We start from the raw sequence: 11,357 nt of genomic DNA, 5'->3' as shown, positions 1-11,357 counted from the left end.
GTTCCTGTCTGCCCGGATGCCCGGAGCGTTCCGCTACCTGCCTGGCTAGTCCGGCTATAACCGCCGCTTGCGTGCCGCGTTGCCGCTGGTCAAGCTCGTGATGCGCTGGCTGGCCGCGGACACCGACCTGTGGACCGACACCACCTGGATCGTCGACTCCACCCCGGTCGAGTGCGGCCGGTCCCGGCCGACGGTCATGCGTTCGGAGCTGGCGGGGTGGGCCAAGTACGGTTTCTGCCGATCGCACTCGCGCTGGTTCTGGGGACTGCGGCTGCACCTGGTCTGCAGCCCGGCCGGCCGGGCTGCCGGTCGCCTGGGCGTTGGCTGATCCGAAGGTCGACGAGCGGCAGGTGCTCATGGCGATCTGCGACCACAACCCCCGCCTGCTCGCCGACCGGCCCGGTCTGCTGATCATCGCCGACAAGGGCTACGTCTCCGCCGAACTGGACCGCTTGCTCGACGAGCGCGGGGTCCGGTTGATCCGGCCGTCCTACCGCAACCGCCGGCCTCATCCCGGTGAGCCGCTGCTCAAATCGATCCGCCAGCTCATCGAATCGGTCAACGACACCCTCAAAGGCCAGCTCAACCTGGAACAACACGGCGGCCGCACCATCGAAGGCGTCGGCGTCCGCATCGCCCAACGCCTCCTCGCGTTGACCGCCGCCATCTGGCACAACCGCGCCACCAGCCAACCCGTCACCCGATCACTAACGGCCTACGACCACTGACCGAGTTACGCATTACTCGTCTAGGCGAGCCAGCCGCCGGTCAGGCGCTGGACGGCCGAGCCGTCGAGGTCGGCGAACTTGACCGCCGCGAACTCCTCGGCCCACTTCGACGTCTGGATCCGGAACGCGGGCGCGTCCGCCGTCATCGCGCCCAGGATCACCTCGGCGACCTCGTCGGCGGTCTGCGCGCTCTGGAACGACTGCGTGACGTTGGCGATGTACTTCTGCAGGGAGCCGGCGTACGGGCCGGCTTCGGCGAAGAGCCGCTCGTCGACGCCGACGTTGGTGACGAACTCCGTCGCGACCGCGCCCGGTTCGACGACGCACACCGTGACGCCCTGCGCCGCGGCGACCGGCGCCAGGGACTCCATCAGGCCCTCGACGGCGAACTTCGCCGCGCAGTACGCCTCGTTGAAGGGCTGGCCGACCACGCCGCCGACGCTCGTCACCGTGATCAGGCGGCCGCCGCTCGCGCGCAACGCCGGCAGCGCGGCCTTGGTCGCTTCGGCGACGCCGAAGAAGTTGACCTCCATGGTGTCGCGCAGCGCCGAGAGCGGTTCCTGCTCGATCGTGCCGACGTGGCCGGCGCCGGCGTTGTTGACCAGGACGTCGAGGCGGCCGTAGTCGGCGAGGACGCCTTCGAACGCCGCGGTGACGGACTGCGCGTCGGTGACGTCGAGCGGGCGGACGTCCAGCTCGACGCCGGCGTCGTCGGCGGCCTTGCGCAGGCGGTCGGCGCGGGTGGTGTCGCGGAGGGTGGCGACCGTGCGGAAGCCGCGCCGGGCCGCCAGCACCGCCGTGGCGAGGCCGATCCCGGTGGACGTGCCGGTGATCAGGGCGACGCGGTCGTTGCTCGTCATGGGTACCTGCTTCAGGTGGATGATGGTTAATGCAGTGAACTAAAATCACTATAGGCATGGATGGTTCATGCAGTCAACTATTCCTCTATCATCGGTAGATGAGCGCTGACCCGATCACCGACGACGTCGTCGCCCTGCTCGCGCGGATCGTCGACCGGTTCACGGAGTCGTACGAGGCTGCCGCGGCGTCGCAGGGGCTGACGACGGTGCAGGCCAAGGTGCTCGCCGCGCTGCGGGAGCCGCTGCCGATGCACCGGATCGCGGAGAAGCTGAAGTCGGAGCGGTCGAACGTGACCGGCATCATCGACCGCCTCGAAGCGCGCGGCCTGGTGGAGCGGCGTCCGGACGAGCGCGACCGGCGCATCAAGAACATCGTCGCCACGCCGGCGGGCGCGGTACTCGCGCGCAACTTCCGGCGCTCGCTCGGCTTCGCCGCAGAACCGCTGGCTGCGCTTGCTCCGGAGGAGCGTGTCCGATTGCGAGAGCTGCTGCAGCGGATGGTCGACGGCGAAGCGTGACGAGTCCGCCGGGTGGGAAACCCCGCCTGGTGGATTGGTCGGCACGCGCCGCGCGCGGTAGCTTGCGGGTGGGTGAACTTAGGCTGCCCTCTGTTGCATATATGCGCATTCGACTATATGTTTGGCCCGACGGTGAACCGGGAACGGAGGCGGAATGGGGCACGGACACGGACACGGGCACGCGATCGAGCCGGCGAGTGCGTCGGGCCGGTACGTGCGGAGCCTGACCATCGCCCTCGGCGTCGGCGCCGGCTTCATGGTGCTCGAGTTCGTCGTCGGCTTCACGACCGGCTCGCTGGCCCTGATCTCCGACGCGGCGCACATGTTCACCGACGTCCTCGGCGTCGGCATGGCGCTGGCCGCGATCATCCTGGCGCGCCGCTCCGGCCCGACGGTCAGCCGCACCTTCGGCCTCTACCGCGCGGAGGTGCTGGCCGCGCTCGGCAACGCGATCCTGCTGTTCGGCGTCGCGGGGTACGTCCTCGTCGAGGCGATCGGCCGGATCAGCGACCCGCCGGCGGTGCCCGGGCTCCCGGTGCTGCTGGCCGCGGCCGCGGGCCTGGTGGCCAACATCGTGTCGTTCGCCGTGCTGCGTTCGGGGGCGAAGGAGAGCCTCAACGTCCGCGGCGCGTACCTCGAAGTGCTGGCCGACCTGATCGGCTCGGTCGGCGTGCTGGTCAGCGGCGCGGTGACGCTCCTGACGGGCTGGCGCTACGCCGACCCGATCATCGGTGTCGCCATCGGGCTGTTCGTGCTGCCCCGCACGTGGATCCTCGCCCGCCGGGCGCTGCGCATCCTGTTCCAGCACGCGCCCCAGGGTGTCGACGTCGGCGCCATCAACGCGGAGCTGGCCGCGCTGCCGGGCGTGGCGGACGTGCACGACCTGCACGTCTGGACGCTGACGTCGGGCATGGAGGTGGCTTCGGCGCACCTGACCCTGGCTCCGCCCGCGAAGCAGTCGGACGTGCTGACGGAGGCGCAGAACCTGCTGTCGTCGCGGTACGCGATCGAGCACGCGACGCTGCAGGTGGAGGCGCCGCAGTGCGCGCGCCGCTGCCAGGAACTTTCCTGGTGAGGCGAGCCGGGAACAGCTAGGCCGGCAGTGGCTGGGCGCCCCGGCTCGAAAGCATCAGCTTCATCTGGTCCATCTCCGCGCCCTGCGACGTCATGATGCTGTTCACCAGCGCCTTCAACGCCGGCAGCGAGGAATGCGACGCCGCGTACTGGGCCATCGCCGTGCCGCCCTGGTGGTGGCGGAGCATCAGCTGCAGGAAGAACACGTCCAGCTGCTTGCCCGACAGCGAACGCAGCTTGGCCAGCTCCGCGTCCGTCGCCATGCCCGGCATCAGCGCGCTGCCGGCCGGGTTGACCGACACCGGGGCCATCGACATCCCCGGCATGTCACCGTGGCCGGACATCGGCTCGGTCATCCACTGCATCGGGGCGCCGATCGCCTGCTCGGGCTGGTCCCACAGCATGAGCCAGCCCTTCATGCGGCCGACCTGCTCCAGCTGCGTGCGCTCGATGTCGAACGCCAGCTGGCGGATCTCCGGGTCCGTCGAGTGGTCGCGGGCCCAGCCGGCCATCGTCACGGCCTGGAGGTGGTGGGTCGACATGTCCTGCGCGAAACCGACCTCGACGGACCCGGCGGCCGGGGTGGCCGCCGGGCTGTCGTCGAGGGCGCGGGTGAGGAACATGCCCGCCGTCGCGCCGATCAGCAGGACCGCGAGCAGCGTCCCGCCGATGATCACCCAGCGTGACCAGGTCGGCTGCTCGACGGGCTCTTCGGACGTCACTTGGTCGGCGTCGCCGAAGGCGCCGGGGCACCGGTCGAAGGCGCGCCCGAGGGCTGGTTCATGCCGCCCTGCTCCTGCTGCGCGCCCGCGGTGCCCTTGTAGTCCATCGGCTTGGCGTCGGGACCCGGCTTCGACGGGTCGAACGGCGGCGGGTTGTCCGGGTCGAACTGGCCGGGGCCGAGGGCGTCACAGGACGCGCCGACCTCGGGGTAGACCCCGTTCGGGTTGGTGCGCAGGGCCGCGATGAACTCGTCGATCCGCGCGTCGTTGACGTCGTCCAGCTTCAGCTGGTGGCCCCACGACTGCAGCGAGACCGGCTTGTCGAGGCCCGGGTAGGGCGACATCATCGTGAACGGCTTGCCCTTGACGCGGACGCTGAGCTGGTTCAGCGCGTCGCCGGTGACCTGCTGCGGGTTGTAGGCGATCCACACGGCGCCGTGCTCGAGCGCGTGCACCATGTTCTCGGTCCGCACCGCGTTCGGGTAGACGACGCCGGTGCACGCCGCCCAGTAGCCGTCGTGCGGGCCACCGAACGGCGGGGTCTTGTCGTAGGCGACGCGCTCGGTCGGGAGGACGTGCACGCTGCCGGTGTAGGTCGCGGTCACCACGCCCGGGATGCGCTTCGAGGGGTCGGGGTCCGACGCGGTCGGCGCGAACGACGCGGCGGCGGCCTCGCGGTCTTCCTGTGCCCGCTTGGGCGCGGACTGCACCATGTAGTAGATGATCACCGAAGCGGCCAGCGCCACGATGGCGACGACGGCGATGATCGTGCCCCAGGGCGTCCCCTTCTTGCTCACCACGGAACCGCGGGCCGCCTTCACCGCCGACCCCTTTTTCCGAGTTGTCCCGTTCGCCATGGCTTCCGCGTTCTCCCTCTGGTGGCTGCGGACGGATTCCCGCCCCGGCCAGTCTAGGGGCCACCCGTCTGATCACCGTTAACACCTCACGTACCTCCGGGCCGTGACGTCTTCGAGACCGATGCAAGCGCGCGACCAGGGCACACCTAGAATTCGGCAAGTGACTCCCGCCGCTCTCGCCGACCTGGTCCGCAGCTCCGCCGTGCAGGTGCTCGCCGCACGCGGCATCGACGACGCCGTGCTGCCGGAGCAGGTGACCATCGAACGCCCGCGCAACCCCGACCACGGCGACTACGCGACGAACCTGGCCCTGCAGGTGGCCAAGAAGGCCGGCCTCAAGCCGCGCGAGTTCGCCGAGGCGCTCGCGGAGGCGGTCTCGGCGGACGACGGCGTCGCTTCGGCCGAGGTCGCCGGCCCCGGCTTCCTCAACTTCCGGCTCGCCGCCGCCGCGCAGGGCGACATCGTGCGCCAGGTGCTCGACGCCGGCGCCGCGTACGGCCGCGGCGACGCGCTGGCCGGCACCCGGATCAACCTCGAGTTCGTCTCGGCGAACCCGACCGGCCCGATCCACCTCGGCGGCACCCGCTGGGCCGCGGTCGGCGACGCGCTGGGCCGCGTGCTGGCCGCGCAGGGCGGCGACGTCACCCGCGAGTACTACTTCAACGACGCCGGCGCCCAGATCGACCGGTTCGTCCGGTCCCTGATCGCCGCCGCGAAGGGCGAGCCCGCGCCGGAGGACGGCTACGCGGGCGGCTACATCAACGACATCGCCGCCGAGGTCATCAAGGCCGAGCCGAGCGCGCTCTCGCTGCCGGAGGAGCAGCGGCACGAGACGTTCCGCCGGATCGGCATCAACCTGATGTTCGGCGAGATCAAGCAGAGCCTGCACGAGTTCGGCACCGACTTCGACGTCTACTTCCACGAGAACTCGCTGCACGAGTCCGGCGCGGTCGGCGCGGCCGTGCAGGAGCTCAAGGACTCCGGGAACCTCTACTTCGAAGACGGCGCCTGGTGGCTGAAGTCGAAGGAGTACGGCGACGACAAGGACCGCGTCGTCATCAAGCAGGACGGCAACCCGGCCTACATCGCCGGTGACCTGGCCTACTTCAAGGACAAGCGCAACCGCGGCTTCGACCTGTGCATCTACATGCTCGGCGCGGACCACCACGGCTACATCGCCCGCCTGAAGGCCGCGGCCGCCGCGTTCGGCGACGACCCGGCCACGGTCGAGGTGCTGATCGGCCAGATGGTCAACCTGGTCAGCGACGGCAAGCCGGTCCGGATGTCCAAGCGCGCCGGCACCGTGATCACCATGGAGGACCTCGTCGAGGCCGTCGGCGTCGACCCGGCCCGCTACGAGCTGATCCGCTACTCGGTCGACTCCACTTTGGACGTCGACCTGGACCTGCTGCGCAAGCACTCCAACGACAACCCCGTCTACTACGTCCAGTACGCGCACGCGCGGCTGGCGTCCCTGCAGCGCAACGCCGCCGACCTCGGCATCAAGTCCACTTCGGACGTCGACTTCGGACTGCTGACGCTGCCCGCCGAGGGCGACCTGATCCGCACCATCGGCGAATTCCCGGAAACCGTGCGCCGCGCCGCCGAAATGCGGGAGCCGCACCGGATCGCGCGCTACCTCGAAGAACTCGCGGGCGCCTACCACAAGTTCTACACCGTGGGCCGCGTGCTGCCCATGGGCGACGAAGAGGCGACCCCTCTGACGTACGCCCGGCTCGCGCTCTGCGAAGCCGCCCGCCAGGTGCTGGCGAACGGCCTCGCCCTCCTCGGTGTCTCCGCTCCGGAACGGATGTAAGAAATGGCGCACCCCGCGGGCCCCAGGCACGCCGACGTCTACCCCCACGCCGACACCTCCGGGCTCCAGCCGTCGGGGGTCGAAGAACTCGACAAGCTGCCGGCGAAAGTGTGGCCGCGCAACACCTTCCGCGCCGCCGACGGCGTCGTCCGGATCGCCGGGGTCGACGTCCGCGAGCTGGCCGAGCAGCACGGCACGCCGCTGTTCGTCGTCGACGAAGCCGACTTCAAGTCCCGCTGCGCCGACTACGCGGAGGCGTTCGACGACCCGTCGCTCGTGCACTACGCGTCCAAGGCGTTCCTCTCCATCGAGATCGCCCGCTGGGTGGCCGAGCAGGGGCTGAGCCTGGACGTCTGCAGCGGCGGCGAGCTCGCCGTGGCCCAGCGCGCGGCCTTCCCGGCCGAGCGGACCACCTTCCACGGCAACAACAAGTCGCCCGCGGAGCTGGAAGCGGCGGTCGTCGCGGGTGTCGGCACGGTCGTGCTCGACTCCTACTTCGAGATCGCCCGGCTGGCCGACATCGCCGCGCGCCACGACGTCGTGCAGCCGGTGCTGATCCGGGTCACCGTCGGCGTCGAGGCGCACACCCACGAGTTCATCGCGACCGCGCACGAGGACCAGAAGTTCGGCTTCTCCCTCGCGAGCGGCGACGCCGCTGAGGCCGTGCGCCGGGTGCTCAACGCGCGCTCGCTCAAGCTGGTCGGCCTGCACAGCCACATCGGCTCGCAGATCTTCGACGCCGACGGCTTCGAGGTCGCCGCCCGCCGCGTCGTCGGGCTGCTCGCCGACCTGGCCAAGGAGCACGGCCCCGAGCTGCTCGACCAGCTGAGCCTGGTCGACCTCGGCGGCGGCTTCGGCATCGCGTACACCGAGAAGGACAACCCGCCACCGCCCGCGCAGATGATCACGCAGATCCGCGAGATCGTCCGCAAGGAGTGCGCGTACGCGGGCCTGCCGGTGCCGCGGATCGCCGGCGAGCCGGGCCGCGCGATCGCCGGGCCCGGCACGGTCACGCTCTACGAGGTCGGCACCATCAAGGACGTCTCGCTCGGCGACGAGTCCGCGCGGCGGTACGTCAGCGTCGACGGCGGGATGAGCGACAACATCCGGACCGCGCTCTACGACGCGGTGTACGACGTCCGGGTCGTGTCCCGCTCCGCGGGCGACGACGGGCAGCCGGTCCAGGCCGTGCTGTCCCGGGTCGTGGGAAAACACTGTGAGTCCGGCGACATCGTCGTACGAGACTGCTGGCTGCCCGACACGCTGGCTCCCGGCGACCTGCTGGCGGTCGCGGCGACCGGTGCGTACTGCTATTCGATGGCGAGCACGTACAACCGGATGCCCCGCCCGGCCGTGGTCGCCGTCCGCAACGGCAGCTCGCGGCTGCTGCTGCGGCGGGAGACGACCGACGACATGCTGCGCCTGGAGGTCTGAACACAGTGGCTGCCCCACAGGAGAAGGCCATCAGGGTCGCGCTGCTCGGCTGCGGAACCGTCGGCGGCGAGGTCGCCCGGCTGCTCACCGAGCAGGCGGGGGAGCTGGCCGCCCGGGCGGGCGCGCCGGTCGAGCTGGCCGGCATCGCCGTCCGCCGCCCGGACAAGCACCCCGAACTGCCGCCGGAGCTGCTGACCTCCGACGTCGAGCAGCTGGTGACCAGCGACGGCGTCGACGTCGTGGTCGAGCTGGTCGGCGGCATCGAGCCGGTGCGCGGCTGGCTGCTGGCCGCGCTGAAGGCCGGGAAGTCGGTCGTCACGGCGAACAAGGCGCTGCTGGCCGAGCACTCCGCGGACCTGTTCGAGGCGGCCGACGCCGCGGGCGCCGACCTGTACTTCGAGGCCGCGGTGGCGGGCGCCATCCCGCTGCTGCGCCCGCTGCGGGAATCCCTGGCCGGTGACCGGATCACCCGCGTGATGGGCATCGTCAACGGCACCACGAACTACATCCTGTCGGCGATGGACTCCACCGGCGCCGGTTACGCCGAGACGCTCGACGAGGCCAGCCGGCTCGGGTACGCCGAGGCCGACCCGACCGCCGACGTCGACGGCTACGACGCCGCGTCGAAGGCCGCGATCCTCGCCTCCCTCGCCTTCCACACCCGCGTCACGGCGTCGGACGTGCACCGCGAAGGCATCGCCGACGTCACGGCCGCGGATCTCGCCGCGGCCCGGATGCTCGGCCGCACGGTGAAGCTGCTGGCCATCTGCGAGCGGGTCGCCGACGACGACGGCGTCGAGTCGGTGTCCGCCCGCGTGCACCCGGTGATGATCCCGCGCCGCCACCAGCTGGCCGGCGTCGGCGGCGCGTTCAACGCCGTCTACGTCGAGGCCGACGCCGCGGGCGAGCTGATGTTCTACGGCCAGGGCGCGGGCGGCGCGCCCACCGCGAGCGCGGTGCTCGGCGACCTGGTCGCGGTGGCCCGCAACCGGGTCGCCGGCGGCCGCGGCCCGCGCGAATCCGCGCACGCGGCCCTGCCGGTGCGGCCGATGGGCCAGACGCCGACCCGGTACCACGTGAGCCTGTCGGTGGCCGACCGCGCGGGCGTGCTCGCCCAGGTGGCGCAGGCGTTCGCCGACCACGGCGTCAGCATCGCGGCGGTGCGCCAGAGCGACGTCGGCGACCGCGCAAGCCTGGTCGTGGTGACGCACCAGGCGCCCGACGCGGCGCTCCAGTCCACTGTGGACCAGATCGGCCGGCTCGACGTCGTCCACGAAGTTGTCAGCGTGATGCGGGTGGAAGGCGAAGACCAGTGATCAGGCACCCTTGGCCCGGGCTCATCGAGGCGTACCGGGATCGCGTCCCGGTCCCGGACGGCGCACAGGTCGTCACGCTCGGGGAGGGCAACACGCCGTTGCTGCCCGCGCGGCACCTGTCCGAGCTGACCGGCTGCGACGTGCACCTCAAGGTCGAAGGCGCGAACCCGACCGGCTCGTTCAAGGATCGCGGGATGACCGTGGCCATCACGCACGCGCTGGCCAGCGGCCTCAAGGCGGTGATCTGCGCGTCGACCGGCAACACCTCCGCCTCGGCCGCCGCCTACGCCGCCCGTGCCGGGCTCACCTGCGCGGTGCTGGTGCCCCAGGGCAAGATCGCCATGGGCAAGCTCGCCCAGGCCGTGCTGCACGGCGCGCGGATCCTGCAGGTCGACGGCAACTTCGACGACTGCCTCGAGCTGGCCCGCAAGACCGCCGCCGACTACCCGGTCACGCTGGTCAACTCGGTCAACCCGGTCCGCATCGCCGGCCAGAAGACCGCGGCCTTCGAGATCTGCGACGTCCTCGGCGAGGCGCCGGACATCCACTGCCTGCCGGTCGGCAACGCCGGGAACATCACCGCCTACTGGGCGGGGTATTCGGAGTACGCGGCCGACGATGTGGTGAAGAACACGCCGCGGATGTTCGGCTTCCAGGCGGCCGGTGCGGCGCCGCTCGTGCTGGGCGAGCCGGTGCGCGACCCGGACACGATCGCGACGGCGATCCGGATCGGCAGCCCGGCGTCGTGGACCGCCGCGGTGAAGGCGAAGGACGAGTCCGACGGGCTGTTCGACGCCGTCACGGACGAAAAGATCCTCGAGGCGTACCGGCTGCTGGCCGCGCGCGAGGGCGTGTTCGTCGAGCCGGCGTCGGCGACCAGCGTGGCGGGCCTGCTCGCGACGGCCGCCGACGGACGGCTCCCGAAGGGCTCCCGCGTCGTGTGCACGGTCACCGGCCACGGCCTGAAGGACCCGCAGACGGCCCTGGCGGGCAACGTCGAGGTCGAACCCCTCGCCGTGGACCCCTCGGCCGTCGCGGCGGCGCTGGACCTGCGGTGACCGCGTTCAAGGTCACCGTCCCGGCGTCGACGGCGAACCTCGGGCCCGGCTTCGACGCCTTCGGGATGGCGCTGGGCCTGTACGACGTCGTCGAGGTGCGGGTCACCGACACCGGGCTCAAGGTCGAGGTCCTCGACGCCGGCGCGGGCGGGGTCGAGGACGTCCCCACCGACGAAACCCACCTGGTCGTGCGGGCGATCCGGCGGACCTGCGCGCACCTCGGCGTCGAGCCGCCCGGCCTGCACCTGCGCTGCGCCAACGCGATCCCGCACGCGCGCGGCCTCGGCTCGTCCGCGGCCGCGGTGGTGTCCGGCGTGGCCGCCGGGTACGCGCTGGCGGGCCGGGAAATCGACGCGTTCGACGCACTGCAGCTCGCGGCCGGCTTCGAAGGCCACGCCGACAACGCCGCCGCCAGCCTGTTCGGCGGCCTGGTCCTGGCCTGGTGCGACGGCGGGGAGTTCCACGCCGAACGGCTCACCCCGCACGCGTCGATCCGGCCGGTGGTGGCCGTGCCGTCGGTGCGCTCGGCCACCGCGACCACCCGCGGCCTGCTGCCGGCGACGGTGCCGCACGCGGACGCCGCGCACAGCGCCGGCCGCGCCGCGCTCGCCGTCCACGCCCTGACGGCGAAGCCGGAGCTGCTGCTCCCGGCCACCGAGGACCGGCTGCACCAGCACTACCGCGCTCCCGCGTACCCGGCGAGCACGGAGCTGGTGGCGACGCTCCGTGCACACGGCGTGGCCGCCGCCGTCTCCGGCGCCGGTCCGACGGTGCTCGCGCTGACCACCACGGGAATACTCCCGCCCGGGGCCGGCGTTGAGGGTTTCGACGTCTTCGAGCTGCCCGTGGATCTCGCGGGTGTGCAGGTTGCGGCTCAGTAAAGGCTGGGTCACGTGCCTGCCGCCACGCCCGCCACGCGGGGGGTGGTTGTTGCACCCGGCACCGCCGCGGTCTACCCTCGGGGGCGTTCGATC

General features: G+C 71.6%; 12 protein-coding genes. 9 read left to right on the top strand and 3 right to left on the bottom strand.

What is annotated here, in order from left to right:
- Positions 1 to 67 precede the first annotated feature (67 nt).
- Positions 68 to 328 carry a hypothetical protein gene (locus ABZW17_RS20865; protein ID WP_354816289.1) on the top strand — a complete coding sequence of 87 codons (261 nt, stop codon included), beginning with the start codon at positions 68 to 70 and terminating at the stop codon, positions 326 to 328.
- A 28-nt stretch (positions 329 to 356) separates the two neighbouring features.
- On the top strand, positions 357 to 728 hold the full coding sequence (locus ABZW17_RS20860; protein WP_354816316.1) for a transposase: 372 nt from the start codon (positions 357 to 359) through the stop codon (positions 726 to 728).
- 20 nt (positions 729 to 748) lie between these two features.
- Here the strand turns inward: ABZW17_RS20860 and ABZW17_RS20855 are convergent, their stop codons facing one another.
- Entirely contained in the window at positions 749 to 1,588 is an 840-nt protein-coding gene (locus tag ABZW17_RS20855; RefSeq protein ID WP_354816286.1) for an SDR family oxidoreductase, read from the bottom strand.
- Positions 1,589 to 1,686: 98 nt separating this feature from the next.
- Here ABZW17_RS20855 and ABZW17_RS20850 point away from each other — a divergent pair, with 98 nt between their 5' ends.
- Positions 1,687 to 2,106 (top strand): MarR family transcriptional regulator, encoded by a 420-nt coding sequence (locus ABZW17_RS20850; RefSeq protein ID WP_354816283.1) that lies wholly within the window; start codon positions 1,687 to 1,689, stop codon positions 2,104 to 2,106.
- A 154-nt stretch (positions 2,107 to 2,260) separates the two neighbouring features.
- Positions 2,261 to 3,181 carry a cation diffusion facilitator family transporter gene (locus ABZW17_RS20845; protein ID WP_354816281.1) on the top strand — a complete coding sequence of 307 codons (921 nt, stop codon included), beginning with the start codon at positions 2,261 to 2,263 and terminating at the stop codon, positions 3,179 to 3,181.
- Between the two features lie 16 nt (positions 3,182 to 3,197).
- Here the strand turns inward: ABZW17_RS20845 and ABZW17_RS20840 are convergent, their stop codons facing one another.
- Both ABZW17_RS20840 and ABZW17_RS20835 read right to left on the bottom strand, forming a co-directional pair.
- Positions 3,198 to 3,902 (bottom strand): DUF305 domain-containing protein, encoded by a 705-nt coding sequence (locus ABZW17_RS20840; RefSeq protein WP_354816279.1) that lies wholly within the window; start codon positions 3,900 to 3,902, stop codon positions 3,198 to 3,200.
- The gene (locus tag ABZW17_RS20835; protein WP_354816277.1) at positions 3,899 to 4,723 is read right to left on the bottom strand and encodes a DUF3105 domain-containing protein; all 825 of its coding nucleotides are present in this window, start codon (positions 4,721 to 4,723) and stop codon (positions 3,899 to 3,901) included. The genes ABZW17_RS20840 and ABZW17_RS20835 overlap by 4 nt, the downstream gene beginning before the upstream one ends.
- 196 nt (positions 4,724 to 4,919) lie before the next feature.
- Between ABZW17_RS20835 and argS the strand changes: the two genes are divergently transcribed.
- The 5 genes from argS to thrB are packed head-to-tail and all read left to right on the top strand — an operon-like array spanning position 4,920 to position 11,264.
- On the top strand, positions 4,920 to 6,575 hold the full coding sequence (gene argS / locus ABZW17_RS20830; protein ID WP_354816274.1) for an arginine--tRNA ligase: 1,656 nt from the start codon (positions 4,920 to 4,922) through the stop codon (positions 6,573 to 6,575).
- 3 nt (positions 6,576 to 6,578) lie between these two features.
- Positions 6,579 to 8,009, top strand: coding sequence for a diaminopimelate decarboxylase (gene lysA / locus ABZW17_RS20825; RefSeq protein WP_354816271.1), 1,431 nt, complete (start codon positions 6,579 to 6,581; stop codon positions 8,007 to 8,009).
- A 5-nt stretch (positions 8,010 to 8,014) separates the two neighbouring features.
- Entirely contained in the window at positions 8,015 to 9,325 is a 1,311-nt protein-coding gene (locus ABZW17_RS20820) for a homoserine dehydrogenase (RefSeq protein WP_354816268.1), read from the top strand.
- Positions 9,322 to 10,383, top strand: coding sequence for a threonine synthase (gene thrC, locus ABZW17_RS20815; RefSeq protein WP_354816265.1), 1,062 nt, complete (start codon positions 9,322 to 9,324; stop codon positions 10,381 to 10,383). The genes ABZW17_RS20820 and thrC overlap by 4 nt, the downstream gene beginning before the upstream one ends.
- Positions 10,380 to 11,264, top strand: a complete 885-nt coding sequence (gene thrB / locus ABZW17_RS20810; RefSeq protein WP_354816262.1) for a homoserine kinase — start codon at positions 10,380 to 10,382, stop codon at positions 11,262 to 11,264. The genes thrC and thrB overlap by 4 nt, the downstream gene beginning before the upstream one ends.
- Positions 11,265 to 11,357: the final 93 nt, after the last annotated feature.

This window comes from Amycolatopsis sp. NPDC004625, assembly GCF_040609695.1.
Classification (GTDB): domain Bacteria; phylum Actinomycetota; class Actinomycetes; order Mycobacteriales; family Pseudonocardiaceae; genus Amycolatopsis.
Note: the sequence above shows the minus strand (reverse complement) of the source record. Positions and strands in the feature narration are given on the sequence as shown.

Coding starts and splice junctions, on each gene's coding strand:
- ABZW17_RS20850 (WP_354816283.1), top strand. CDS start 1,687: ATGAGCGCTGACCCGATCACCGACGACGTCGTCGCCCTGCTCGCGCGG.
- ABZW17_RS20860 (WP_354816316.1), top strand. CDS start 357: ATGGCGATCTGCGACCACAACCCCCGCCTGCTCGCCGACCGGCCCGGT.
- ABZW17_RS20845 (WP_354816281.1), top strand. CDS start 2,261: ATGGGGCACGGACACGGACACGGGCACGCGATCGAGCCGGCGAGTGCG.
- lysA (WP_354816271.1), top strand. CDS start 6,579: ATGGCGCACCCCGCGGGCCCCAGGCACGCCGACGTCTACCCCCACGCC.
- ABZW17_RS20855 (WP_354816286.1), bottom strand. CDS start 1,588: ATGACGAGCAACGACCGCGTCGCCCTGATCACCGGCACGTCCACCGGG.